This window comes from Aeromonas genomosp. paramedia (genome assembly GCF_023093515.1).
Lineage (GTDB): Bacteria > Pseudomonadota > Gammaproteobacteria > Enterobacterales > Aeromonadaceae > Aeromonas.
In genome coordinates, this window is the sequence record NZ_JAAROG010000003.1 from 40484 (window position 1) to 66263 (window position 25780).

The 25780-nt window shown below is 64.1% G+C and carries 23 protein-coding genes and 1 pseudogene; 19 read left to right on the forward strand and 5 right to left on the reverse strand.

The features are described from left to right. Positions 1–4 precede the first annotated feature (4 nt). The 9 genes and pseudogenes from cobA to HB860_RS02710 all read left to right on the forward strand — a co-directional run bounded on the left by cobA (position 5) and on the right by HB860_RS02710 (position 10128). On the forward strand, positions 5–763 hold the full coding sequence (cobA, locus tag HB860_RS02670) for a uroporphyrinogen-III C-methyltransferase (protein WP_247625668.1): 759 nt from the start codon (positions 5–7) through the stop codon (positions 761–763). A 124-nt stretch (positions 764–887) separates the two neighbouring features. Beyond that, entirely contained in the window at positions 888–1469 is a 582-nt protein-coding gene (locus HB860_RS02675) for an ANTAR domain-containing response regulator (RefSeq protein ID WP_247625669.1), read from the forward strand. Positions 1470–1825: 356 nt separating this feature from the next. Continuing rightward, positions 1826–3184 carry a CmpA/NrtA family ABC transporter substrate-binding protein gene (locus HB860_RS02680; RefSeq protein ID WP_247625670.1) on the forward strand — a complete coding sequence of 453 codons (1359 nt, stop codon included), beginning with the start codon at positions 1826–1828 and terminating at the stop codon, positions 3182–3184. Positions 3185–3198: 14 nt separating this feature from the next. After that, the gene (locus tag HB860_RS02685) at positions 3199–4143 is read left to right on the forward strand and encodes an ABC transporter permease (protein ID WP_247625671.1); all 945 of its coding nucleotides are present in this window, start codon (positions 3199–3201) and stop codon (positions 4141–4143) included. Positions 4144–4174: 31 nt separating this feature from the next. After that, positions 4175–4996: an ABC transporter ATP-binding protein gene (locus HB860_RS02690; protein WP_247625672.1), complete on the forward strand. Its 822-nt coding sequence runs from the start codon at positions 4175–4177 to the stop codon at positions 4994–4996. A 25-nt stretch (positions 4997–5021) separates the two neighbouring features. Next, the gene (gene nirB, locus HB860_RS02695) at positions 5022–7526 is read left to right on the forward strand and encodes a nitrite reductase large subunit NirB (protein ID WP_247625673.1); all 2505 of its coding nucleotides are present in this window, start codon (positions 5022–5024) and stop codon (positions 7524–7526) included. Further along, complete coding sequence (gene nirD / locus HB860_RS02700; RefSeq protein WP_247625674.1) at positions 7523–7882, forward strand: nitrite reductase small subunit NirD; 360 nt, start codon at positions 7523–7525, stop codon at positions 7880–7882. The genes nirB and nirD overlap by 4 nt, the downstream gene beginning before the upstream one ends. A 144-nt stretch (positions 7883–8026) precedes the next feature. After that, positions 8027–9118, forward strand: a complete 1092-nt coding sequence (locus tag HB860_RS02705; protein ID WP_247625675.1) for a PfkB family carbohydrate kinase — start codon at positions 8027–8029, stop codon at positions 9116–9118. Further along, positions 9112–10128, forward strand: a pseudogene (locus tag HB860_RS02710) (pseudouridine-5'-phosphate glycosidase). The gene HB860_RS02705 and the pseudogene HB860_RS02710 overlap by 7 nt, the downstream one beginning before the upstream one ends. A gap of 73 nt (positions 10129–10201) precedes the next feature. Here the strand turns inward: HB860_RS02710 and HB860_RS02715 are convergent. After that, positions 10202–10927: a carbonic anhydrase gene (locus tag HB860_RS02715; RefSeq protein ID WP_247625676.1), complete on the reverse strand. Its 726-nt coding sequence runs from the start codon at positions 10925–10927 to the stop codon at positions 10202–10204. 449 nt (positions 10928–11376) lie between these two features. Between HB860_RS02715 and HB860_RS02720 the strand changes: the two genes are divergently transcribed. The 3 genes from HB860_RS02720 to HB860_RS02730 all read left to right on the forward strand — a co-directional run bounded on the left by HB860_RS02720 (position 11377) and on the right by HB860_RS02730 (position 13941). Continuing rightward, the gene (locus HB860_RS02720) at positions 11377–12354 is read left to right on the forward strand and encodes a cytochrome-c peroxidase (RefSeq protein WP_139437237.1); all 978 of its coding nucleotides are present in this window, start codon (positions 11377–11379) and stop codon (positions 12352–12354) included. Positions 12355–12597: 243 nt separating this feature from the next. Further along, a complete protein-coding gene (locus HB860_RS02725) occupies positions 12598–13353 on the forward strand; it encodes a DNA/RNA non-specific endonuclease (protein ID WP_247625677.1) in 756 nt (251 codons plus the stop codon). A 240-nt stretch (positions 13354–13593) separates the two neighbouring features. Further along, positions 13594–13941, forward strand: a complete 348-nt coding sequence (locus HB860_RS02730) for a DUF2541 family protein (protein WP_247625836.1) — start codon at positions 13594–13596, stop codon at positions 13939–13941. Between the two features lie 59 nt (positions 13942–14000). On the opposite strand, the gene mog is transcribed toward HB860_RS02730, so the two are convergent. Further along, positions 14001–14531 (reverse strand): molybdopterin adenylyltransferase, encoded by a 531-nt coding sequence (gene mog, locus HB860_RS02735; RefSeq protein ID WP_247625678.1) that lies wholly within the window; start codon positions 14529–14531, stop codon positions 14001–14003. Between the two features lie 403 nt (positions 14532–14934). On the opposite strand from mog, the gene HB860_RS02740 reads away from it, so the two are divergent. The 7 genes from HB860_RS02740 to proX all read left to right on the forward strand — a co-directional run bounded on the left by HB860_RS02740 (position 14935) and on the right by proX (position 21214). Further along, positions 14935–15273 (forward strand): DUF3135 domain-containing protein, encoded by a 339-nt coding sequence (locus HB860_RS02740; protein WP_247625679.1) that lies wholly within the window; start codon positions 14935–14937, stop codon positions 15271–15273. Between the two features lie 221 nt (positions 15274–15494). Further along, on the forward strand, positions 15495–16307 hold the full coding sequence (locus tag HB860_RS02745) for a threonine/serine exporter family protein (RefSeq protein ID WP_139437247.1): 813 nt from the start codon (positions 15495–15497) through the stop codon (positions 16305–16307). A gap of 115 nt (positions 16308–16422) precedes the next feature. After that, the gene (locus tag HB860_RS02750) at positions 16423–16890 is read left to right on the forward strand and encodes a threonine/serine exporter family protein (protein WP_139437249.1); all 468 of its coding nucleotides are present in this window, start codon (positions 16423–16425) and stop codon (positions 16888–16890) included. A gap of 24 nt (positions 16891–16914) precedes the next feature. Continuing rightward, the gene (gene folA, locus HB860_RS02755; protein WP_247625680.1) at positions 16915–17409 is read left to right on the forward strand and encodes a type 3 dihydrofolate reductase; all 495 of its coding nucleotides are present in this window, start codon (positions 16915–16917) and stop codon (positions 17407–17409) included. A 462-nt stretch (positions 17410–17871) separates the two neighbouring features. Then, positions 17872–19068 (forward strand): glycine betaine/L-proline ABC transporter ATP-binding protein ProV, encoded by a 1197-nt coding sequence (gene proV, locus HB860_RS02760; RefSeq protein ID WP_247625681.1) that lies wholly within the window; start codon positions 17872–17874, stop codon positions 19066–19068. Then, positions 19065–20216: a glycine betaine/L-proline ABC transporter permease ProW gene (gene proW / locus HB860_RS02765; RefSeq protein WP_247625682.1), complete on the forward strand. Its 1152-nt coding sequence runs from the start codon at positions 19065–19067 to the stop codon at positions 20214–20216. Before proV ends, proW begins: the two co-directional genes overlap by 4 nt. Continuing rightward, positions 20213–21214 (forward strand): glycine betaine/L-proline ABC transporter substrate-binding protein ProX, encoded by a 1002-nt coding sequence (proX, locus tag HB860_RS02770; protein ID WP_247625683.1) that lies wholly within the window; start codon positions 20213–20215, stop codon positions 21212–21214. Before proW ends, proX begins: the two co-directional genes overlap by 4 nt. A 102-nt stretch (positions 21215–21316) precedes the next feature. Here proX and HB860_RS02775 read toward each other — a convergent pair whose 3' ends face one another. From HB860_RS02775 to HB860_RS02785, 3 genes are read right to left on the reverse strand one after another with little or no spacing between them, the layout of a single operon-like run. Further along, entirely contained in the window at positions 21317–22123 is an 807-nt protein-coding gene (locus HB860_RS02775; RefSeq protein ID WP_247625684.1) for a phosphoadenylyl-sulfate reductase, read from the reverse strand. Then, a complete protein-coding gene (gene cysI, locus HB860_RS02780; RefSeq protein WP_247625685.1) occupies positions 22113–23837 on the reverse strand; it encodes an assimilatory sulfite reductase (NADPH) hemoprotein subunit in 1725 nt (574 codons plus the stop codon). Before cysI ends, HB860_RS02775 begins: the two co-directional genes overlap by 11 nt. Next, positions 23837–25627 carry an assimilatory sulfite reductase (NADPH) flavoprotein subunit gene (locus tag HB860_RS02785; RefSeq protein ID WP_247625837.1) on the reverse strand — a complete coding sequence of 597 codons (1791 nt, stop codon included), beginning with the start codon at positions 25625–25627 and terminating at the stop codon, positions 23837–23839. Before HB860_RS02785 ends, cysI begins: the two co-directional genes overlap by 1 nt. Positions 25628–25780 lie beyond the last annotated feature (153 nt).

Genomic DNA, 25780 nt, shown 5'->3' on the forward strand with positions numbered 1-25780 from the left:
TGCGATGAGCCAAATCAGTCTGGTAGGAGCGGGCCCCGGGCCCCTCGAATTGTTGACCCTGCGCGCCCTGCACCGCATAGAGGCGGCAGAGGTGGTGGTCTATGACCGCCTGGTGGGGAGCGAGATCCTGGCCCGGATCCCCCAGGGGGCTGCCCGCTTCGACGTGGGCAAGCGCTGCGGCGAGCCTAGCCCGACCCAGGAGGAGATCAACGCCCTGCTGCTGGCCCTGGCCCGCACCGGCAAGCGGGTGGTGCGCCTCAAGGGGGGGGATCCCCTGGTGTTCGGCCGGGGCGGGGAGGAGGCGCTGCACCTGGCCCGCCACGGCATAGAGGCCGAGCTGGTGCCCGGCATCACGGCGGCCCTGGGCTGCGCCGCCAGCACCCTGATCCCCCTGACCCACAGGGGGTTGGCCCGCTCCCTGACCCTGGTGACGGGCCACCTGATGGACGAGGGGGACTATAGAGGCTGGCAGGGGCTGACCCGGGCCGGTCACACCCTGGTGTTCTACATGGGGCTGGAGCGGGCGGCCCAGATCCGGCAGGGGCTGCTGGCGGCGGGGGCATCCGGGGATCTGCCGGTGGCCCTGGTGGTGGCCGGGTGCAGTGCGCGCCAGCAGGTCCATCACGCCAGGCTGGAGGGACTGGAGCAGACCGCCCGTACCCTGCTCGGCCAGAGCCCCGTGCTGATGATCATGGGGGAGGTGGTGAACCTGGGCGCCGAGCTGCAGGCCCTGCTGAACCAGACCATGGAGCGGGTGGCCTGAGCCGGTTTTCCCCTCTACCCCCACTACCTCCTGATGGATAAAAAGGAGGTAGATTCAAATAGTTGGCCTTCATGTTGCGGCATTTTCGGCAGACACGTTGCGATAGCCGTTGGCAAGGAGCGCCATGACTACTCTTCCCCGGGGCCAGGACGGCCCCCCCTCCCGCCTGCTGATCCACGCCGATGATCCGGGCCAGGCCAATCGCCTGGCCCTGCTGGTCAGCCAATACGGCCATCAGCCCAGGATACTCGACACCCGCCAGCTGCTGACCCCGATGGAGCAGGGGGACGCCCTGCTGGTCAGTTGCCGCCAGTTCGGCGCCGAGGTGCGCCTCGGCCTCTCCCTCTGGCCCGGCTTGCCGCGCCTCTTGTTTTGCGAGCGGCTGGGGGGCGACACCCAGCTCGCCCTGTTGCAGCAGGGGGTGCTGCTGGTGCCCCATCCGTGCGGCGAGCGGGAGCCGGTGGAGCAGTGGCTGCGCCTCGCCCGCAGCCAGCTCGCCATGGTGCAGGCCCTGATGCAGACCGAGAGCGAGCTGCGCCAGAAGCTGGAGGAGCGGCGGCTCATCGAGCAGGCCAAGGGGCGCCTGATGCGCCATCAGGGGCTGGACGAGGAGCAGGCCTATCGCCTGATGCGCAGCACCGCCATGAGCCGCCACCTGAGCCTGGGGGAGCTGGCGCGGCAACTGCTGCAGGCATTGCCCGCCTGAGCGCCCTGCTGGCAAACCGTTTTGGTGCAATTGCGCCTAATTGAGGCAAGTTGGGGGCAAAAGCGGGAAGACAAAGACCGGAAAGGGCCGCCCGATGCGGCTTGGACGAGCTGGCACGGAAAGTGAATAACAAATAACAAGAAGACGAGTGCAATGAAGTGAAGAGACGCAGTGAGGGGCCAGATCGGCCACCTCGCTGCAACAGGGCAAAGAGGCCCCACCGATCCCGGATCGGTGGGGCTTTTTTTTTTGGTCGCAACACGCTGCCCGGGTCGCAGCGCTGCAACGAGGCAGCACAGCGATCCCCCGACAGCCTGGCGCGAATGCCCAGACCCTGAACCGAGCGAGGAGATGCAATGACGGGACGACAAGGATGTGCGGGGCTGCTGCTGGCGGCGCTGTCGCTGCCGGTGCTGGCGGCTGTGGGTGCCCCCGAGCAGGAGGAGCTCAGGCTCGGCTTCATCAAGCTGACCGACATGGCGCCGCTGGCGGTGGCCTACGAGCGGGGCTACTTCGAGGATGAGGGGCTCTATGTGACCCTGGAAGCCCAGGCGAACTGGAAGATCCTGCTGGATCGGGTGATAGACGGCGAGCTGGATGGCGCCCAGATGCTGGCGGGCCAGCCCCTGGCGGCCCACATCGGCATCGGCACCCAGGCCGAGCTGGTGACGGCCTTTGCCATGGATCTCAACGGCAACGCCATCACGGTGGCCAACAGTGTCTGGGCCGCCATGGCGCCCCAGCTGCCCAAGGCGAAGGCGGGCCAGGTGCCGCCCCCGGTGAGCGCCGCCGCCCTCAAGCCCGTGGTGGCGGACTACCGTCAGGGGGGCAAGCCGTTCAACATGGGGATGGTGTTCCCGGTCTCCCCCCACAACTACGAGCTGAGGTACTGGCTGGCGGCGGGCGGCCTGCACCCCGGTTTCTATGCCCCCAGGCTCGGGGACAACTCGGGCCAGCGCCAGGCGGACGTACTGCTGTCGGTGACGCCGCCGCCCCAGATGCCAGCCACCCTGGAGGCGGGCACCATCGCCGGCTACAGCGTGGGTGAGCCCTGGAACCAGCAGGCGGTCGCCAGGGGCATAGGGGTGCCCGTCATCACGGATCAGGAGATCTGGCGCAACAACCCGGAGAAGGTGTTCGGCGTCACCCGCCAGTGGGCCGAGCGCCACCCCAACACCCATGTGCGGCTGGTGAAGGCGCTGCTGCGGGCGGCCTGGTGGCTGGATGCGGAACAGAACGGCAACCGGCGCGAGGCGGCCAAGCTGCTGGCCAAGCCCGAGTACGTGGGGGCCGACGAGGCGGTGATCGCCAGCTCCATGACCGGCACCTTCGAGTACGCCAGGGGGGACAAGCGCCAGCTGCCTGACTTCAACGTCTTCTTCCGCCACCACGCCACCTATCCCTACTACTCCGACGCCATCTGGTACCTGACCCAGATGCGGCGCTGGGGCCAGATCCCCGAGGCCAGGCCGGACGCCTGGTTCGAGCAGGTGGCCAAGGCGGTCTATCAACCGGGCGTCTATCGCCAGGCCGCCGAGGCACTGATCGCCGAGGGCAAGCTCAAGGCCACGGACTTCCCGGACTTTGCCAGCGAGCAGGGCTATCGCGGCCCCCAGGATGGCTTCATCGACGGCCTCATCTACGACGGCCGCCACCCCAACGCCTATCTGCAGCAGTTCGCCATCGGCCTCAAGGGCGATGAGCGGGTGCAATGAGCGAGGAGAGCGCAATGAAACGACTTCAGTGGAAAATCATTGATTGGAAAACCCTGGTGCAGCCCCTGCTCGGCGTGCTGCTGTTCCTCGGCCTCTGGCAGTGGGGGGCGAGCCAGGTGCAGACCAGTCTGGGCGCCCTGCCCGGGCCGCTCGCCACCGCCAGCCAGCTCTGGTCCCTGGGGCAGGAGCATCTGCAGGAGCGGGAGAAGGCGAGCGCCTTCCTCGAGCGCCAGCAGGTTCGCAACGCGGCAAGGCTGGCGGCGGATCCGGCGGCCGAGGTGAAGCTGCGCCCCTACACAGGGCGCCCCACCTTCTTCGATCAGATAGCCACCAGCCTGCTCACCGTGCTGTGCGGCTTCACTCTGGCGACCCTGATCGCCATCCCGTGCGGGGTGCTGCTCGGCATGAACCAGGGGCTCTATCGCGCCGCCAACCCGGTGATCCAGCTGCTCAAGCCGGTGTCGCCCCTGGCCTGGCTGCCCCTCATCACGCTGGTGGTGAGCGCCCTCTACGCAAACCCGAGCCCCTGGCTCGCCAAATCCTTCCTCACCTCGGCCCTGACGGTGACCCTCTGCTCCCTCTGGCCGACCCTGATCAACACCGCGGTGGGGGTGGCGGGGCTGGATGGGGATCTGCACAACGTCAGCCGGGTGCTGCGCCTCTCCTTTGTGACCCATGTGCGGCGCATCGTGCTGCCCGGGGCCCTGCCCATGATCTTCACCGGGTTGCGGCTCTCCCTGGGGGTGGCCTGGATGGTGCTGATCGCGGCGGAGATGCTGGCCCAGAACCCGGGGCTTGGCAAGTTCGTGTGGGACGAGTTCCAGAGCGGCGGCTCGGCCTCCCTGGCCCGCATCATGGTGGCGGTGATCACCATAGGCCTCATCGGCTGCGCCCTGGACAGGGGCATGCTGGCCCTGCAGCAGTGGTTGTCCTGGGACAAGCGCCAGGTACTGCGTTAATCACATTCCTATTCAGGCAGGAGAAGAGCCAATGAAGAGTTATCTGGAGATAAGCGACGTCGGCATCTCGTTCGAGACGGAGCAGGGCAGCTTCGAGGCCCTCAGCCGGGTCAACCTGCGCATCGAGAAGGGGGAGTTCGTCTCCCTCATCGGTCACTCGGGCTGCGGCAAGAGCACCGTCCTCAACCTGGTGGCCGGGCTGCTGGAGCCGACCCTCGGCGGCATCATTCTCGATGGCCGCGAGGTGGCGGGGCCGGGGCCGGAGCGGGCCATGGTGTTCCAGAACCACGCCCTGCTGCCCTGGCTCAGCGTCCAGCAGAACGTGGCGCTGGCGGTGGCGCAGGTGGAGCCGAACCGGCGGGCGGTGGCGGAGCGGGTGGACTACTACCTCTCCCTGGTGCAGATGGATCACGCCAGCCAAAAGATGCCCCACGAGCTGTCGGGGGGAATGAAGCAGCGGGTCGGCATAGCCCGCGCCCTGTCCCTCTCCCCCAAGGTGCTGCTGATGGACGAGCCGTTCGGTGCCCTCGATGCCCTGACCCGGGCCCATCTGCAGGATGCCCTGATGGCGATCCAGGCGGAGCTTGGCAACACCGTCATCATGATCACCCACGACGTGGACGAGGCGGTGCTGCTCTCCGATCGCATCTGCATGATGACCAACGGCCCCAGCGCCACCGTCGGGGAGATCCTGACCGTGGACCTGCCGAGGCCCAGAGACAGGGTCGCCCTGGCGGATGACCCCCACTACCACAAGCTGCGCCAGCAGGTGCTGCGCTTCCTCTACGAGAAACAGCGCAAGGTGACCCCCCTCAAGGCGGCCGAGAAAGTGCGCAGCCAGCGCCGGGCCTGAGCCCATCGATTCAAGGAAGAGAGATATGACTAACAAAGAGAAACTGCTGGTGGTGGGCAACGGCATGGTGGGCCATCACTTCGTCGAACAGCTGGTGGCGGCGGGCGGCCTGAACCGGTTTGAGGTGACCGTGTTCGGGGCCGAGCCTGACTCCGCCTACGACAGGGTGCACCTCTCCGAGGTGTTCGGCGGCAAGGCCCCGGAGGCGCTGCGCATGGCGGATCCCGCCTGGTATGAGGAGAACGGCATAACGCTGCGGCTGGGGGCCGAGGTGGAGGTGCTCGACCGGGCCGCCCGCACCCTGACCCTGGCCAACGGCGAGCAGTTCCCTTACGACCGTCTGGTGCTGGCGACCGGCTCGGTTCCCTTCGTGCCCCCCATCCCCGGCCATCAGCGGGAGGGGTGCTTCGTCTACCGCACCCTGGGGGATCTTGCCACCATCCGCGATGCTTGCGCCCAGGCCCGCAGCGGCGTGGTCATAGGTGGCGGCCTGCTGGGGCTGGAGGCGGCCAACGCCCTGCGGCTGCTCGGCCTCAAGACCCAGGTGGTGGAGTTCGCCCCCAGGCTGATGCCGGTGCAGCTCGACGAGAGCGGTGGTGCCGTGCTGCGAGACAAGATCCAGGCTCTCGGGGTCGAGGTGCTGGTGGAGAGGGCCACCGAGTGCATAGAGCAGGGGGAGCAGGCACGCCACCGGCTGCGTTTCAAGGACGGTTCCCACCTTGAGACCGATGTCTTGTTGTTCTCTGCGGGGATCCGCCCCGCCGACGCCCTGGCCCGCCAATCCGGACTGGAGGTCGGGGAGCGCGGCGGCATCTGCATCGATGACGGCTGCCACAGCTCGGATCCCGCCATCCTCGCCATCGGCGAGTGTGCGCTCTGGCAGGGTCGCATCTTCGGCCTGGTGGCCCCCGGCTACCAGATGGCCCGGGCCGCCGTGGCCAGCCTGTGCGGCGGCGAGACCCGCTTTGTCGGGGCCGACATGTCCACCAAGCTCAAGCTGATGGGGGTGGACGTGGGCTCCATCGGCGACGCCCACGCCAGCACCGCCGGGGCCCAGGAGCTGCTGCTGCTGGACAGGGTCAAGGGCATCTACAAGAAGCTGGTGACCGACGGCGAGGGGAGCCGCCTGCTCGGCGCCATCCTGGTGGGGGACGGCGCCGACTATGAGCGGCTGCTGCAGTACTACCAGAACGGCGTGGCACTGCCCCAGCCGCCGCTCTCCCTGCTGGTGGGGGAGGCAGGCGCCGCCCCCGCACCCCTGGTGCTGCCGGACAGTGCCATCCTCTGCTCCTGCCACAACGTCAGCAAGGGGGAGGTGGTGGCCGCGGTTCGGGCGGGCAACCACGAGCTATCGGCGGTGAAGAGCTGCACCAAAGCGGGCACCGGCTGCGGCGGCTGCAGCAACCTGCTCAAGCAGGTGGTGGATCAGACCCTGGCGGACCTCGGTGTGGAGGCGGACAAGGGGTTGTGCGAGCACTTCGCCTACGGCCGCCAGGAGCTCTATCACCTGGCCCGGGTCGGCGAGCTGAAGAGCTTCGAGGCGCTGCGGGACAAGCACGGCCAGGGGCTGGGGTGCGACATCTGCAAGCCGACGGTGGCCTCCATCCTGGCGTCGCTGTGGAACGAGCACGTGCTGGAGAAGCCCCATCGCGGGTTGCAGGACACCAACGACGCCTTCCTCGCGAACCTGCAAAAGGACGGCACCTACTCTGTGGTGCCGCGCATCCCGGGGGGGGAGATCACCCCGGAGGGGCTCATCACCATAGGCGAGGTGGCGCGCAAGTACGGCCTCTACACCAAGATCACCGGCGGCCAGCGCATCGATCTGTTCGGTGCCCGAGTCGACCAGCTGCCCGCCATCTGGGGTGAGCTGGTGGCGGCGGGGTTCGAGACCGGCCAGGCCTACGGCAAGTCGGTGCGCACCGTGAAGTCTTGCGTTGGCTCGACCTGGTGTCGCTACGGGGTACAGGACTCCATGACCCTGACCCAGACCCTGGAGCACCGCTACAAGGGGCTGCGGGCGCCCCACAAGCTGAAGTTTGCGGTCTCCGGCTGCACCCGGGAGTGCGCCGAGGCCCAGAGCAAGGACATCGGCGTCATCGCCACCGAGCGGGGCTGGAACCTCTATGTGTGCGGCAACGGCGGCATGCGGCCGCGCCACGCCGACCTGTTCGCCACCGATCTCGACGAGCAGACCCTGATCCGCTACATCGACCGGCTGCTGATGTTCTATGTGCGCACCGGGGACAGGCTGCAGCGCACCTCGGTCTGGATGGAGAACATGGAAGGGGGGCTCGACTACCTCAAGTCGGTGATCATCGAGGACAGGCTCGGCATCGGCGCCGAGCTGGAGGCCATGATGGGGGAGATAGTCGGCACCTGGCAGTGCGAGTGGAAGAGTACCTTGGCGGATCCGGACAAGCTCAAGTTGTTCGAGGCCTTCGTCAACCGGCCCGAGGACCAGACGCCGCCGCGCCGTGAGGAGCGGGGGCAATGGGTGCCGGATATCGCTATCAAGGAGGTGGTATGAGCGACATAAAAGAAGAGATCTTGCAGTCAGCGACCGGGGCCTGGCATAGGGTGTGCGAGCTGGCGGCGCTGCCGGAGCAGGCCGGGCGCAGCGCCTGGCTGAATGGGCGGGTGCTGGCGCTGTTTCGCCTCGGGGAGCATGTCTATGCCCTGGACGGGGTGGATCCCCTGGCCGGGGTGGCGGTGCTGGGGCGCGGCCTGGTGGGGGATGCCGGGGGCGAGCCCGTGGTCGCCTCGCCCCTCTACAAGCAGCGCTACGCCCTGATGGACGGCCGCTGCCTGGATGATCCGGCCCTGAGTGTCGCCTGCTGGCCGGTGCGGCTGGAGGGGAGCGAGGTCTGGGTAAAGCTGGGTTGAGTGGCATCATCTGAAAACCGTTTTTCTATCACCGGGCTTGCCCGGTGATTTTTTGTGGCTGACCCGACATTTCTTGCACGAGAGGATGGCGGGAAAACGTTTTTCGGAAATAATGGACAAACGTTTGTAACTGGATGTTTGTCTATGACGGAACGTGAACAGGAGATCCTCGCCCTGCTGCGCCAGGATCCCATGATTGCCCAGCAGGAGCTGGCAGACAGACTGGGTATCAGCCGCTCGGCGCTGGCGAGCCACATCTCCAGCCTGATGCGCCAGGGCTATGTGCAGGGGCGAGGCTATGTGCTGCGCGAAGGCCCCTATGCCGTGGTGATCGGCGGCGCCAACATGGATATCTGCGGCTGCAGCCACGACAACCTGCGTATCGGCGACTCCAACCCGGGTCGAGTGCGCACCTCCGCCGGCGGGGTGGGGCGCAACATTGCCGAGAACCTGGCGCGGCTCGGCACCGACACCCGGCTGCTGACCGCAGTGGGCAACGATCAGTACGGCCATCACCTGCTGGAGGTGAGCCAGCGCGCTGGGGTCGACGTGCGCCAGGTGCTGGTGCTGGAGGGGCAGGCGACTTCCTGCTACCTCAGCCTGCACGATGGCAGCGGCGAGATGAGCTGCGCCGTCAACGACATGGGCATCATAGACGAGCTGACTCCGGCCAGGCTCACTCCCTTGAGCGGTTTTCTGCAGGCGGCGCGGCTCTGGGTCCTCGACACCAACCTCGCCACCCACACCCTGGACTGGCTGTTCGAGCGCCAGGGTGAGCACATCATCTTCGTCGACACCGTCTCTGTGGCCAAGGTGGAGAAGATCCGCCCCTGGCTGCACCGCATCCACACCCTCAAGCCGAACCGCAGCGAGGCAGAACAGCTGTGCGGCTTCCGCATCGCCGGTCCCGACACCTGGCCCATGGCGGCGGCCTGGTTCCACCGCGCCGGGGTGCAGCGGTTGTTCCTGAGCCTCGGCGATCAGGGGATCTTCTACAGCGACGGGGAGTGCCAGGGCCATCTGCCCGTGCTCGGCAGCCCTGTCGTCAACGTGACCGGCGGCGGCGATGCCTTCATGGCAGGGCTGGCCCACGCCTGGTTGCTGGAGCAGGGCATCATGGAGGCGACCCGGTTCGCCCTCGGCTGCGCCGCCCTCACCGTCAATTGTTCCGATACCGTCTTTTCCGGCCTATCCAAGGCCGCCGTTGAACGCATGCTGGAGGAGTACCCATGTTGAACGCTTACCTCGATATCCAACCTGTCGTCGCCGAAGCCCTGGCCGCCGGCAAACCCGTCGTTGCCCTGGAGTCCACCATCATCTCCCACGGCATGCCCTATCCGCAAAACGTGGAGACGGCGCGCCAGGTGGAGCAGGTGGTGCGGGACAACGGCGCCGTGCCGGCCACCATCGCCATCATCGATGGTCGCCTCAAGGTGGGTCTGGATGAGGGGGCCCTGGAGGCGCTGGGCCGTGCCGGTCATGCCGCCACCAAGTGCAGCCGTCGCGACATCCCCTTCGTGCTGGCCAACAAGGGTCTGGGGGCGACCACAGTCGCCTCCACCATGATCATCGCCGCCATGGCGGGGATCCGGGTGTTCGCCACCGGCGGCATCGGCGGCGTGCACCGCGGCGCCCAGGAGAGCTTCGACATCTCCGCCGACTTGCAGGAATTTGCCCAGACCCCGGTGGCCGTGGTCTGTGCCGGTGCCAAGTCGATCCTCGACATCGGTCTGACCCTGGAGTACCTGGAGACCCAGGGGGTGCCGGTCATCGGCTACCAGACCGAGGAGCTGCCCGCCTTCTACACCCGGGAGAGCGGCTTCAAGGTGGATTACCGCCTCGACACCCCGGCGGCGATCGCCGAGGCGCTGCGTCTGAAGTGGGAGCTGGGGCTGGCCGGTGGCGCCGTGGTGGCGAACCCGATCCCGACCGAGTTTGCCATGCCCAAGGCGGACATAGACGCTGCCATTGCCCAGGCGCTGCGGGAAGCGGACGAGCAGGGGGTCAAGGGCAAGGAGTCCACCCCCTTCCTGCTGGCCCGGGTGTGCGAGCTGACCGGCGGCAACTCCCTGGCGGCGAACATCCAGCTGGTACTGAACAACGCCGCGCTGGGGGCACGCATCGCTGCCAGCCTGTAACGGTTGGCCCGGCTGTGCGAGCTGACCGGCGGCAACTCCCTGGCGGCGAACATCCAGCTGGTGCTCAGCAACGCCGCCCTGGGGGCACGCATAGCCGCCAGCCTGTGATCCGCTGTCGCAACATAAAAGAGGGCCCACGGGCCCTCTTTTTTCATCTCGGCTCTGTGAGTTGCCGGGGGCGTTATTGCAGCACCTGACGCCCGTTGAGGGGCTGGACTGGCCTGTTGTTGGGGTGGTGCATCACCGTCTTGAAGGCGTCGATCTGGGCCTGACTCACCTGCACCGGCTGCTTCATCACCAGCCAGCGCACCCCTTCCGAGCAGGGCGGTGTGGTCAGTGAGCCGCTGAAGCGGTAGTAGTCGCGCTGGGCGGGCAGCAGTGGCTCCGCCGAGACCGCCTCCTTGAAGGCGTGGATCTCCCCCGCCTTGGCTGGCAGGGTTTGCCAGGCCTGGTTCAAGGCCGCATTGGCCTGGCCCGGCTCGAACATCACCGCCACCACCGCCAGCTCACCCTTGGCGTTGGCATGCACCAAATGTCCCTCAAGCGGATAGGATCTGCCCTCGATGAGGTTTTCGCTGGGGGCGTGGAAGTGGAACTGCTTGAGTTCGAAGCGCATGCCATCGAGCTCCAGGCTGCTGCCGGGGGCATAGTTGACCTGCACCGTGTGGCCGTTGTTGACCAGCGTCTTGCCACCCGGCAGGTAGTGGAACTGCAACGGCGTCAGCTCGGCCTCCACCAGACCCGAGAGGTTGACCGGCGACTGGTTGCTGCCGGCGCACTGGCCATATTCCGGGGTCAGGCTGGCCCATTTCGCCGGGCCGGCCTCGCCGCTGTATTCCCAGTGCGCTGTGGCAGCGAAGGCGGCGGGGCAGAGCAGCAGGGCACCGGCCAGCAGGGACTTTTTCATCATATATCCTTATCTTGATTGAAAAGCACAACCATTCGCCTCACTTAATAAGTGAAGGAGTGGCAAATGGCATCGTCTGAAATAAGGGGAACAGCGGTTCAGACCGGCTTATTTATTATGGGTGGCGACAGCTGTTCATATTTATGATGTATATTAAATGGATCTAATTAACGGACGGTCGCCACTGCATATTGAATAATCGCTTTATTCAATGACAGCAATCTAATTAATGGGCTGTCGTTGCTGATGAATTAGCTCATAATTCACTCATCGAAATTCAGCTTGTTTTTACCTCGCAAGTCCCCGCCGTTATTCCGTCTGAAATAAATCAATGCACTGTTTTTGTTGTGGTTTTTTATGGCCGGCATTGATCTTGGGCAAATAAAAGACAGCCTTTCCCGGGCAGGCTGAGGCTGCGATTGTTCGCAGACTCAAGGGAGAGAAAAAAGATGAATAAATATTGTCTGCTGCTGGCACTGGCCTTGCCCGGGATGGGGTGGGCGAGTGAACCGATACAAGCAGTCGAGGCCGCCAGGGCGAAAGACCCGGCGAAAGTCGAGCTGGGCAAGATGCTGTTCTTCGAGCCCAGACTGTCAAAATCCAATGCCATCTCCTGCAACTCCTGCCACAACCTGGCAACCGGCGGGGTGGACAATCAGGTCAGCTCCCTCGGCCACAAGTGGAAGGAGGGACCGATCAACTCCCCGACCGTGCTCAACTCCAGCCTCAACTTCGTGCAGTTCTGGGATGGCCGCGCCAAGGATCTCAAGGAGCAGGCGGCCGGGCCCATCGAGAACCCGCTGGAGATGGCCTTCACCCACAAGCTGGCGGTGGGCACCCTGCACACCCTGCCCGAGTACCGCGCCCGCTTCGATGCCGTCTATGGCAAGGCGGACTTCGGCATAGATGAAGTCACCGATGCCATCGCCGCCTTCGAGGAGACCCTGATCACCCCCAATGCTCCCTTCGATCGCTGGCTGAAGGGGGACGGCAAGGCGCTGACCGCGCAGCAACTGAAGGGGTACCAGCTGTTCAAGGAGAAGGGCTGCACCGCCTGCCACAACGGGGTCGCCATAGGTGGCAACTCCTTCCAGAAGATGGGGCTGGTCAAGCACTACCAGACCGACAACCCGGCCCAGGGGCGCGGCGCCGTGACCGGCGAGTCGCAGCTCATCGGCTGGTTCAAGGTGCCCACCCTGCGCAACATAGAGCTGACCTACCCCTACTTCCACGACGGCGCCGTCTGGGATCTCAAGGAGGCGGTGCAGATCATGGCGGACATCCAGCTCGGCCAGCGCCTGAGCGAGCAGGAGGCCGACGACATGACCGCCTACCTCAAGAGCCTGACCGGGGAGCAGCCGCAGATAGTGCTGCCCATACTGCCGCCGTCCCGGCCCGATACCCCAAGGCCTGAGGTGAAGAGCTGAGCAGTATGATAAGCGCAGCGGAGCCGGTGGCTCCGCTTTTTGTCTGCCTATCTATCTGATAACCAAGTCAAAGTGTTCTTCCTGTCACAGGGAGGGCGGGATGGCAATCCCCCAGCTGGCGACAGGGATTTCACCGATCTGCCGCCCCCCTCACATTTCCGGGCTGCTCGCTATTTGTGCGATTGCCTTGCTCGTCCGACCTGGTGTCAAATCACTCCGCCTAACACAAGGAGTGGCATAATAATGAATAATATCAATAAATTAGTTCTGGCTATCGGATTTACTCTCAGCGCTTTCCCGACCCTGGCGGCGGGCTTCCAGTGCAAGGATCACGTCACCCTGGGGGTGCCAGGTCAATCCAGTCAGCTGTTGTGCCGGGAGGGCTATGCCGCCGGTTACAACTATGACACCAAGGTCTCTGACTGGGTCTCCTACCGGATGACGGCGGCCAGCGCCCAGGGGCAGGTGCCGCGCAAGGATGCCTTCGCCGAGGACAAGGAGGTGCCGGTGCAGTACCGCGCCACCCTGGCGGACTACAAGGGCTCGGGCTTTGATCGCGGCCATCAGGCACCCGCGGCGGACATGCGCACCAGCGCCACCACCATGAAGCAGAGCTTCCTGCTGACCAACATGACGCCGCAGTTGCCGGCCCTCAATCAGGGTGCCTGGCGCATCCTGGAGGAGAAGACCCGGCAGTGGGCCATCGCCTATGAGAATGTCCAGGTGATCACGGGCCCCATCTTCACCAACTCCGATGGCGCCATCGGCAACGGCGTGACTGTGCCCCACGCCTACTACAAGGTGGTGATGGATGTGGCCAATCAGGAAGCCATCGCCTTCATCCTGCCCCAGGAGAATGTGTCGGCCAGCAAGCTTGCGGACTACATAGTGACGGTGGATGCGGTGGAGGAGCAGACCGGGCTCGATTTCTTCACCGCGCTGCCGGATGAGCCGGAAGAGGCCATGGAGTCACAGCTGATGACCATGTGGAGCAACTAGTCTCCCCGGAGGTGATGACGGGGGCCTGAGCTCCCGCCATCACAGGCCCGGCGCCTGAGGTGCCATCGCCTGTATGAGCCTCGCCTGGCTATTGTCTTGCCCTCTGGTACAGCTCCAGTACAGCTTGGGTTTGGCTATGGACCCTTATCATGCCCCCTTTTTTCAGGAGGCATAATGTCAGGTCTGTTTTCTCTTCATCTCTCATCCCCCTTTACCCGCGCCTTGCGCATCCTGGTGCCGATGGTGCTGCTCGGCGGGGTTGTGTCCCCGGCCATGGCCGACGATGAATTTCGGCTGGGTAACACCCTACTGCTGGGGGTAGGCGACCACCCAGCCATTATCCCTATCATCATCTGCCGACCGGCCAGGTCCATCATGGTCAAGGCGGGGCGGGAGCTGACCCTCGACAGGGTCAAGGTGATCTACGGCAATGACCGCAGCAAGACGCTGCACTTTGACAAGGGCCTGAAAGAGGATCAGGAGTCGGGCTGGAAGTCCCTCGGCAACCGGGTCTGCATCAAGCGGATCGAGGTCTATGGCAATTCGGAAGGGAGCAAGGCGGGGGTCAAGGTGTACGGCCGCAAATAGGGCGGAAATGACGGTGGCCGGGGAGACCCGGCCACCGTGTTCATGTCCTGGGGAATGCCTTATTTCTTGGGTCTGAACGGCTTGATGACGGCTTCGTCGCACTCGAGATAGGGGCCGTCCATCAGGTCGATGCAGTAGGGGATGGCGGGGAAGACCGCATCCAGGCACTCGCGGATGGACTTGGGCTTGCCCGGCAGGTTGACGATGAGGGCGCTGCCGCGCAGGCCGGCGGTCTGGCGTGACAAAATGGCGGTGGGCACGAACTTGAGGGATTCGGCCCGCATCAGCTCGCCAAAGCCCGGCATCATGCGATCGCACACGGCTTCGGTGGCTTCCGGCGTCACATCCCGCCTGGCCGGCCCTGTGCCGCCCGTGGTGACGATGAGGCAGCATGACTCCTCATCCGCCAGTCGAACCAGGGTCGCCTCGATCTGATCCTGCTCGTCCGGGATCACCTGATAGACGGGCTCCCACTCCGAGGTCAGATAGGCGTTCAGGGTGTCGATGATGGCCTTGCCGGAGAGATCTTCATAGATGCCCGCGCTGGCGCGATCGCTGACGGTGACGATACCGATTCTTGCCTTGCTCATGCTCAACCCTTGGTCATTGGAAAAAGTGGTAAATAAAATAACATAATCAGTGAGATATGTTAAACCAACGGCTCGGGTACGAGATGGAAAGGCGTAAATTGAGAGTCGAACGAAAAGCAGATTTATTCGCTATCGATGAATAGGGAATAAGAAGAGCCATAAAAGCCTTTAAAATTTATAAAAAAAGTGACGCATGCGACATCACGATAATTTCATGAATCCTAAAGAATAAATCTTTCCTCTCGCCCAATATCCGCCAGCTGGATGAAAAAGTGGACTCCTGTGGCTCGGAGTCGACTGACCCAAAATCCCCACTATCTTATATAACCTTCCTGTGGACGGCGAAATGATGTGCCGGGCGTGGTCGTACCGAGATGTGCGGGGAGTCTGGCCAGGAGGGGATATGGAGCTGCCAGATTTTGATACGCTCAAACACTGGGCCCTGGCCGAGCCGGAGCGGCTCGATGCCTTGCTGCACCAACAGATAGAGGCGCTGATCGCCCAGGTGGGGCCGGATCAGCAGCGGAGGTTGCGGGGCCTGCAGTTTCGCATCGATTGCCAGCGCCGCCTGGCCAGGAACAACCTCGACAGCTGCATCCGGATTGCCAACATGATGCACGACTCCGTCTATGCCATGCGCCGTCACATGCTTCACCTGCAGGAGGAGTCACTGGCGCAAGCCGAAGAGAGTCAGCCGCCAGACAATGTGATAGTGCTGGCGGATCATCCGAGGATGAAATAATTTATTGGCCGCCATCCTGTACCGTTATTTTCAATATTTCCTTCGGCGCAAACCACCCGATGTTAATAAAAATGGTGGTTTGTTTTTTATTTGCTGCAAACCCCAGCCGTGCGCTCATTTAATTCCATGACGGCCCGCTAAATCCACAGATATGGATGAAGGAATATAACGCTTGGGGTAATATCTCGGCACAATTCATCTTGCTACGACTCTAAGGGATTATGAGAAGTATCACACCAAGAAGGGTGCTGTCGCGGGAGCAACAGACAGAGATCACCCGGATCATCGTCAAGGTGGGCCAGTTGCTGGCCCAGCATGGTGCCGAGGGGCGCATCATAGAGCAGACCACGGTCCGGCTCGGGTTGGCGCTGGGGCTGGAGAGCGTCGAGATGGCCATCTCCGCCAGCGCCATAGTGCTCACCAGCCTCTATCAGGGGAGTTGCGTCACCACCACCCGCCGGGTGCGGGATCAGGGGATCAACATGCAGGTGGTGTGCGAGGTCCAGCGCATCTGCATCCTGGCGGAGAAGGAGCTGATCGGTGTGCGGGAGGTGCGCCAGCGACTCGACGGCATAGTGCCGTTCCATTATCACCCCTGGCTGGTGGTGCCCATGGTGGGGCTCTCCTGTGGCGCCTTCAGCGTGCTGTTCGGCGGCGACTGGCCCATCTTCCTGGTGACCTTCGTCGCCTCTTCGGTGGCGATGCGAGTGCGTCAGCTGATGGCCCGCCATCACCACAGCCCGCTCATCAACTTCGCCGCGACCGGCTTCGTCGCCACCCTGATCGCCTCCTGCGCCACCTACTTCCAGTGGGGAGACCAGCCCTATCTCGCCATGGCGGCCAGCGTCTTGCTGCTGGTGCCGGGTTTCCCGCTCATCAACGCGGTCTCCGACATGGTGAAGGGCTACTTCAACCTGGGGCTGGCCCGCTGGGGCATGGCGACCCTGCTCACCATCAGCGCCGTCATCGGCATAGTGCTGGCCATGTCGGTCACCGGGATCTGGGGCTGGAAGCTGTGGTGGAACTCCATATGAGATGCAATGACACTACCCGCTCCCGGAGCGGGACAATCGGGCTTCGCCTCTGTGCCACGAGCCTGAACCCTGGGCCGGCGCCTTGCCCGGTCGCCTTGGCGGGAGGGACGCAGCCATGATGGAACTGCTCTTGCTGCTGGCCAGGGATGCGTTCTGGTCTGCCATGCCGGCGGTCGGCTTCGCCATGCTGTTCAACGTGCCGCCGAGGATGCTGAAGTATTGCGCCATGGGGGGCGCCCTGGCCCATAGCCTGCGCACCCTGCTCATTCATTACGGCATGCCCATCGAGTGGGCCACCCTGGCGGCGTCCACCACGGTGGGCTTTGTCTGCGTCTACTGGTCGAAGCGCCTGCTGGCACCGCGTCCCGTGTTCAGCGTCGCCTCCATCATCCCCATGATCCCGGGTGCCTATGCGTTCAAGACCATGATCGCCGTGGTGGAGCTCAACATCTCGGGGGTGACCACAGAGCTTATCCACCACGCTGTGACCAACGGACTCAAGGTGCTCTTTATCGTGGGGGCCCTCAGTTTCGGTTTGGCGATCCCCTCCCTGGTCGTGTACCGTAACCGGCCCATTGTCTGAGACAGGCTGCAAGAGGCTGAACCCATGCACATTTCCATGATTGCCGCCATGGCGCACGATCGCGTGATTGGCCTGGACAACCAGATGCCCTGGCATCTGCCTGCCGATCTGGCCCACTTCAAGCGGGTGACCCTCGGCAAGCCGGTGCTGATGGGGCGCAAGACCTTCGAGTCTATAGGTCGCCCGCTGCCCGGGCGGCGCAATCTGGTGATCAGCCGCAACCCCGACTATCGCGCTGAAGGGGTGGAGGTGGTCGATTCGGTGGAGGCCGCGCTCGCCTTGCTGGCAAGCGGCGAGAAAGTGGATGAGCTGATGGTGATAGGGGGAGGGCATCTCTATGGCCAGCTGCTGCCCAAGGCGGATTGCCTCTATCTGACCCGGATCGATCTGGCGGTGGCAGGGGACACCCGCTTCCCCGCCTTCGACGAGAGCGACTGGGTGCGCACCGAGAGCGATCCCCATCAGCCCGACGAGAAGAACCCTTATCCTTACTGCTTCGAAACCTGGCGGCGACGCTAGTCCCCTCCGTCGGCAAGGCCCCTCCACAGCGAGGGGCTTTTTTTGCGACCTTGCCGCCGTGCCCCGTACCGGTTCCTGCTCCGCTCACCCCTCTCCTGAATCCTCCCCTGCACAGGGATTAAATATGATTAGCTCTGTAATCATTTCATGAGTGCCGATGGAGGGTTCCTCTGCCCGGGAGCTACCCTCATTCATCCCTCTCACTCGCTTGATTTTACTCATGAAATGGATAGATCATGGACTCTTTATGCAGTTTATTCATATTTATCCGATCTTTTTCGGTCATCTGTTGAATTTTTGTTGCTTTAAATAAGTGATAAAAATCAGTTGCTTATGACTTTGTTCGTCACTGCGGACTCTTACGGTTCTTTTGTTTTTGCTCGAAATTGCTTAGTGTTAAAAGTAATTGGTGCGCGTTCGGCAGCAGGAACAGCAAGATGCCGGCCATAAAAAAAGGACAGTATGACAGTCAAACTCGAAGTGAAATCGCTCTATAAAATCTTCGGAGAACATCCGGAAAAAGCGTTCAAATTGCTGGCGAAAGGGCACGACCGCGCCAGCATACTGCAAAAGACCGGGCAGACCCTGGGGGTCCAGGATGTCAATCTGGCCATCCAGGAGGGGGAGATCTTCGTGGTGATGGGCCTCTCCGGCTCGGGCAAATCCACCCTGGTGCGTCTCTTCAACCGGCTGATAGAGCCGACCCGCGGCCAGGTGCTGATCGACGGCGAGGACATAGCCGCCATCTCGGAGCGCGAACTGCGCCAGGTGCGGCGCAAGAAGATCAGCATGGTGTTCCAGTCCTTCGCCCTGATGCCGCACCTGAGCGTGCTGGAAAACACCGCCTTCGGGCTGGAGCTGGCCGGGGTGCCCCTGGCGGAGCGCCAGCAGAGCGCCCGTCAGGCACTCCACCAGGTGGGGCTGGGGCCGTGGATCGACGCCTTCCCCGATGCCCTCTCCGGCGGCATGAAGCAGCGGGTCGGGCTGGCCCGGGCGCTCGCCAACGACCCCGATATCCTGCTGATGGACGAGGCCTTCTCGGCGCTGGATCCCCTGATCCGCACCGAGATGCAGGACGAGCTGCTCAAGCTGCAGGCCAGCCAGCAGCGCACCATCGTCTTCATCTCCCACGATCTGGACGAGGCGATGCGCATCGGCGATCGCATCGCCATCATGCAGGATGGCCAGCTGGTGCAGGTGGGCACCCCGGACGAGATCCTGAACCAGCCCGCCAACGACTATGTGCGCGCCTTCTTTCGCGGGGTGGATCTCGCCAACGTCTTCAGCGCCCGGGATGTGGCCAGCCGCAAGCAGACCCCCCTCATCAAGAAGCACACCACGGACGGGCCGGGCAACGCCCTGCGCCAGCTCAAGGAGTTGGAGCGGGAGTACGGCTACGTGGTGGATCGCAGCCGCCGCTTCCTCGGGGTCGTCTCGGTCGAGTCGCTCGGCCGGGCGGTCCGTGACAAGGGGAGCCTGGAACAGGCGCTGCTGGCGGACATCCAGCCCATTCTGGCGGACACCTCCCTCAACGAACTCATCAGCCAGGTGGCCGCCGCACCCTGTCAGGTGCCCGTGGTCGAGGAGGATGGCACCTATCTGGGACTCATCTCCAAGGCCAATCTGCTCAACACCCTGGACAGGAGTACCCCGGTATGAATCTCAACCCCTTTAAGCGTCTGCTGACCGGCTTGCTGGCGCTGCTGCTATTGACCAGCGCTCCCGCCTGGGCCGACGAGGCTCAGGCCGATCCCTGGGGAGCTGCGACCACCACCACGCCAGCCGAGGATCCCTGGGGCAGTACGGCCACAGAGGCGGCAGACTGGCAGAGCCAGATCGCAGCGGTCGACAACAGTGCTGCCGTCGACTGGCTGGATCCCTTCCAGCAGGCCCTGGTGCCGCTGGATAGCTGGGTCGAGGGGGGCATCGGCTGGCTGGTGGAGAACCTGCGCCCTGTGTTCCAGCTGATCCGCGCGCCGGTGGAGCTGGCCCTGGGGGCCATGACCCAGCTGCTGCAGACGGTGCCCTCCACCCTGATGATGGGGCTCTTGACCCTGATCGCCTGGCAACTGGTGGGCGGGCGCATGGCGCTCGGCACGCTCGCGTCCCTTGTCGGGATCGGCCTTATCGGGGCCTGGTCCGATGCCATGGTGACCCTCTCCCTGGTGCTGACCTCGCTCTTCTTCTGCGTGTTGATAGGCTTGCCGGTGGGCATATTGCTGGCCCGCAGCGAGCGGCTCTCCACCTGGACCCGGCCGCTGCTGGATGCCATGCAGACCACCCCGGCCTTCGTCTACCTCATCCCCATCGTCATGCTGTTTGGCATAGGCAACGTGCCCGGGGTGGTGGTGACCGTCATCTTCGCCCTGCCCCCCATGATCCGCCTCACCATGCTGGGCATTCGCCAGGTGCCCGCCGATCTGGTGGAGGCGGCCCACTCGTTCGGCGCCAGCCCCTCCCAGCTGCTGTTCAAGGTACAGCTGCCGCTCGCCATGCCCACCATCATGGCCGGGGTCAACCAGACCCTGATGCTGGCGCTCTCCATGGTGGTGATCGCCTCCATGATCGCGGTCGGCGGTCTGGGGCAGATGGTGCTGCGCGGCATAGGCCGCCTCGACATGGGGCTCGCCTCCATCGGCGGCCTCGGCATAGTGCTGCTGGCCATCGTCCTCGACCGACTGACCCAGGCGATGGGGCAGCCGGATCGCAGCCGGGTCGGCCGCTGGCATCGGCGCGGCCCCGTCGCCCTGCTGCTGCGTCTGTGTGGCCGCGGCAAATCCCTCGATTACCAAGGAGTTAAAGCATGAAACAGATCACCAAAGGATTGACCCTGAGCACCCTGCTGCTGAGTTCCCTCGCCATGGCCAGCGCCGAGTTGCCGGGGGAGGGGGTCAAGGTGCAGCCCCTGCAGAGCTCCTTGCCGGAGGAGGCCTTCCAGAGCCTGCTGGTCAGCAAGCTGATGGGGCGCCTCGGCTACGAGGTACAGCCCGCCCAGGAGGTGGACTACAACGTGGCCTACGCCTCGGTGGCGCAGGGGGACGGCACCTTCCTCGCCTTCAACTGGATACCGCTGCAGGACAACAAGTACCAGCAGGCGGGGGGTGACAAGGTGTTCTTCCGTCAGGGCACCTATGTGGCCGGTGCCGCCCAGGGGTACCTCATCGACAAGAAGACGGCGGCCCAATACGGCATCACCAACCTGGGCCAGCTCAAGGATCCCAGGCTGGCGGCGCTGTTCGACGGCGATGGCGACGGCAAGGCCGATCTGGTGGGCTGCAACCCGGGCTGGGGCTGCGAGGGAGCCATCAACCATCATCTGGGCGAGTTCGGCCTGACCCCCACGGTGACCCACAAGCAGGGTAACTACGCGGCCCTGATCGCCGATACCCTGGCCCGTTACCAGGCCGGCAAGCCGGTGCTCTACTACACCTGGACCCCCTACTGGCTCAGCAGCGAGCTGGTGCCGGGCAAGGATGTGGTGTGGCTGGAGGTGCCCGCCGATGCCCCTGATGGGGACAAGACCCGGCTGCCCAACGGCAAGAACTACGGCTTTGCGGTGAACACCATGCACATAGTCGCCAACAAGCAGTTTGCCGAGGCCAACCCGGCGGCCGCCAAGCTCTTCTCCATCGTCAAGCTGCCCCTCAACGACATCAACATCCAGAACGGCCTGATGAACAAGGGGCAGAACAAGCCGGCGGATGTGGAGCGCCACGCCGACGCCTGGCTCAAGGGACATGCGGCCCTGGTCAATGACTGGCTGACCCAGGCGCGTGCCGCAGCGCAAGAGCAGTCTGCGGGCTAAACCCCGCCTCGGCCCAGTCCCTGGATGTCAGCAAGCAAAACGCCCGGCTATTGCCGGGCGTTTTTTTATGGGTGGGGCGCAGCAACAGGCTGCGCACCAGGCTCAGATGCCGGAGCCGTCGTGCTCGCCGTTCTCTTCGTGCAGGCCGCATTCGCGCTTGAGGCCGAAGAAGCGGGTCTGCTCCTCGCTCATGCCCGGCTCCCACTTGGCGGTGGTGTGGACGTCGCCCACCGAGAGATAGCCCTGCTCCCACAGGGGGTGGTAGGGCAGGTCGTGCTCCTTGAAGTAGTAGAAGACGTCCTTGTTGCTCCAGTCGATCACCGGCAGGAACTTGAAGCGGCCGCGCTGGATGGCCAGCACCGGCAGCTTGCCGCGGCTGCCCGCCTGCTCCCTGCGCAGGCCGGAGAACCAGGTGCGGGCGCCGAGCTCGCTCAGGGCGCGGTCCATGGGCTCCACCTTGTTGAGCTGGTTGTAGCGGGTGATCCCCTCCACCCCCTGCTCCCACAAGAGGCCGAAGCGGGCCTCCTGCCAGGCCGGGCTGAGCTCGGCCCGGTAGATCTTGAGGTTGAGGGCGAGGCGCTCGGTCAGCTCGTCGATGAAGCGGTAGGTCTCGGGGAAGAGATAACCGGTATCGGTCAGCACCACGGGTACATCGCTCCGCTCGCGGCTCACCAGGTGCAGCATCAGCGCCGCCTGGATGCCGAAGCTCGACGACAGCACGTGCTGCCCCGGCAGGTTCGCCAGGGCCCAGCGCACCCGCTCGGGGGCGCTCATGGCGTCCAGCTCCCGGTTGAGGGGGGCCAGCGCCTCGGTCTGCTCCTCACGGCCCAGGGCCAGCAGGGCGTCGAGGTCGAGCCGGCCGTCGGCGGTGCGCGCCAGCCGCTCGGTATCAGTCTGTTCAGGCTGCATAGAAGTCCCTCGCGGAGTCGATGACCGGGGCTATGATCCCGGCGCGGATGACGAAGTCGCCGAAGCACTCGTTCCCGTCGCGCTCGGTGGCCCAGCGGCCGATCAGGGCATCCAGCTCCGCCAGGATCTGCGGCTCCGTGATGTTCTCCAGGTGCAGGCGCGGGATGCGGGTCCCCTCCAGGTTGCCCCCCAGGTGCAGGTTGTAACGGCCCGGCGCCTTGCCCACCAGGCCCACTTCCGCCAGCATGGCGCGGCCGCAGCCGTTGGGGCAGCCGGTGACCCGGAAGATGATGGCGTCGTTCGCCAGACCGTGCTTGGCCAGCAAGGCTTCGATGTCGGTGACGAAGGCCGGCAGCATGCGCTCGGCTTCCGCCATCGCCAGGGGGCAGGTGGGCAGGGCCACGCAGGCCATGGACTGCTTGCGTTGTTCGCTGACGCCGTCATCCAGCAGGCCGTACTGGCGCGCCAGGGCTTCGATGCGGGCCTTCTCGCCGGCGGGCACCCCGGCGATGATGAGGTTCTGGTTGGCAGTGAGACGGAAGTCCCCCTGGTGGATCTTGGCGATCTCCAGCATGCCGGTCTTGAGGGGCTTGCCCGGGAAGTCCAGCAGGCGGCCGTTCTCGATGAAGAGGGTCAGGTGGTGCTTGCCGTCTATCCCCTCCACCCAGCCGAAACGATCGCCACGGCTGGTGAACTCATAGGGGCGAACCTCGCCAAACTGGATGCCGGCTCGGCTCTCCACCTCGGCCTTGAAGGCCTCGACCCCCACTCGCTCGAGGGTGTACTTGGTCTTGGCGTTCTTGCGGTTGACCCTGTTACCCCAGTCGCGCTGGGTGCTGACCACGGCGGCCGCCACCTCCAGTACGTGGGAGAGCGGGATGAAGCCAAAATCGCTCGCCTTGCGCGGATAGGTGCTGGTGTCGCCGTGAGTCATGGCCAGACCCCCGCCCACCAGCACGTTGAAGCCCACCAGCTTGCCGTGATCACTAATGGCCACGAAGTTGAGATCGTTGGCGTGGATGTCCACGTCGTTGTGGGGCGGGATCACCACAGTGGTCTTGAATTTGCGCGGCAGGTAGTTGGAACCCAGGATCGGCTCCTCGTCACCCCCCAGCTTCTCGCCGTCCAGCCAGATCTCCACGTAGGCGCGGGTCTTGGGCAGCAGGTGCTCGGAGATCTTCTTGGCCCACTCGTAGGCCTCCTGGTGCAGCTCGGACTCCACCGGGTTGCTGGTGCAGAGCACGTTGCGGTTCACGTCGCCGGCGGTGGCTATGCTGTCGATGCCGGTGCTGTTGAGGGTCTGGTGCATCAGCTTGATGTCGCGCTTCAATACCCCGTGGAACTGGAAGGTCTGGCGGGTGGTCAGGCGGATGCTGCCGTACAGGCTGTGCTCTTCGGCGAACTTGTCGATCACCTGCCACTGGGCCGGGGTAATGATGCCGCCCGGCAGGCGGGCACGCAGCATGACGTTGTGCAGGGGCTCCAGCTTCTGGGCGGTGCGCTCCGGGCGGATGTCTCTGTCATCCTGCTGATACATGCCGTGGAAGCGGATCAGCTGGAAGTTGTCGCCGTTGAAGCCGCCGGTGAGGGGATCCTGCAGATCCTCGGCTATGGTGCCGCGCAGGAAGTTGCTCTCGCGCTTGAGGCGCTCGTTGTCAGCCAGCGGCCCTTCGACCGGTCCCGCTTTTTGGTGAGAGAGAGGTTGTTTGCTCATCAATAGACATCCCTTTGATAACGTTTGGCACGACGCAATTCGCTCAGATACTCTTCTGCTTCCTCACGGCTCTTGTGGCCGTGTTCGGCAATCACTTCCAGCAGGGCTTCCTGCACATCCTTCGCCATGTGGTTGGCGTCGCCACACACATAGAAGTGAGCGCCTGCTTCCAGCCACTGATAGAGCTCAAGCCCGGCTTCGCGCAGACGGTCCTGCACATAAATCTTGTTGGCCTGATCCCGGCTGAAGGCCAGGGAGATCTTCGACAGCAGGCCCGATTTCACATAACGCTGCCACTCCACCTGATAGAGGAAGTCCTGGGTGAAGTGGGGGTTGCCGAAGAAGAGCCAGTTCTTGCCCTCCGCCCCCTGGGCTTCCCGCTCCTGCATAAAGGCGCGGAACGGGGCTATGCCGGTGCCCGGGCCCACCATGATGACGGGAGTGTCGGGGTTGGCGGGCAGTCGGAAGTTGTCGTTGTGCTCCACGAATACCCGGACCTCGGCGTCTTCAGGCAGACGGTCCGCCAGGTAGGAGGAGGCGCCGCCAGATCGCACTGTGCCATCTTCCTGGGGGTAGCGCACCACGCCCACGGTCAGGTGCACCTCTTCCTCGACCTCGCTCTGGGCGGAGGCGATGGAGTAGAGGCGGGGAGTGAGGGGGCGCAGCAGGCCGGTCAGCTGTTCGGCACTGAGGGCGGTCGGGAAGCGCTTGAGCACATCCACCACCTGGGCGCTGGCCACCAGGGCGTTGACCTGGGCCTTGTCGCCGGCCAGATCTTTCAGTGCCGCGTTGCCTGAGATCTCGGCAAGACCAGTGATAAAGCCGCCGTGCAAGCGGGTCAGCTCGACATGGCGGGTCAGCGCCTCGCGCAGGCTGCCATGGGCGGTGGCTTCATCGCCATTGAGACCGGTCAGGGCCAGCACTTCCCCCACGAGATCGGCGTCGTTGTCGAACCAGATGCCCAGGGCATCCCCCGGCTGATAAGTGATGCCGGACTCTTCCAGGTTGATCTCGATATGGCGGATGTCCTTGGTGGAGTCACGGCCGGTGATCTTCTGATTGACCGAGAGTCGTGCCGGGAAGGGGTTCTCCTTGTGATACTGGCTATGGCCGATGGCTTGCTGCACCGAGCCCACCACGCTGGCAGTCGCGGCGCCGGCAGAGAGGGTGGCGGCGACGGCATTGACCGCCTGTTCGCCCCAGGCCTTGGCGGCATCCTGATAATCCACGTCCAGGCTCGCGAGTTCATGAATGCGCTCGGCCCCGGCTTTTGACAGGAAGTCGTCGAAGTCCTTGCCGGTCTGGCAGAAGAATTCGTAGGAGCTGTCACCCAGCCCCAGCACGGCGAACTTGAGCCCCTCGAGTTTGCCAATCTTGCCCTTCTTGAGCTGCTCGAACAGATCCACCGCGCTCTCCGGCGGCTCACCCTCCCCGTAAGTGCTCACTATCACCAGCAGGTGTGTCTCTTTCTTGAGCTGCTTGGGTTTGTAGTCCGCCATGGAGGTCAGGGTCACCGGCAGGCCGTGGGCCTTCGCCTGCGCCTGGATGGCGCTGGCGACACCCTTGGCGTTGCCGGTCTGGGAGCCGTAGAGAATGGTCAGGCTGCCACCGGGGGCGGCCACGGCGGCGCTGGTGGCGACGCTCTGGACGCCTGATTGGGAAATACCGTAGAGATAACCGCTCACCCAGGCGAGTTGCTGGGTGTTGAGGGTCGACAAGACCTGATTCAGCTGGCGCTGCTGCTCGTCAGAGAGCGGGCTTATGTTGGGTATTGGGGCTGTCAATTGCATCACACACGTCTTCCATGGTCTGATTTTTGGTCAGGTTAAGGGGTGTAATGAATAACAACAAAGAATAAAAATATCTTCTTTATGCGATTTATGAATTTATAAAGCCGAAATCCGCCTCGGCAGCTCCCCGGCTGTGGTATAAAAATCGCAATA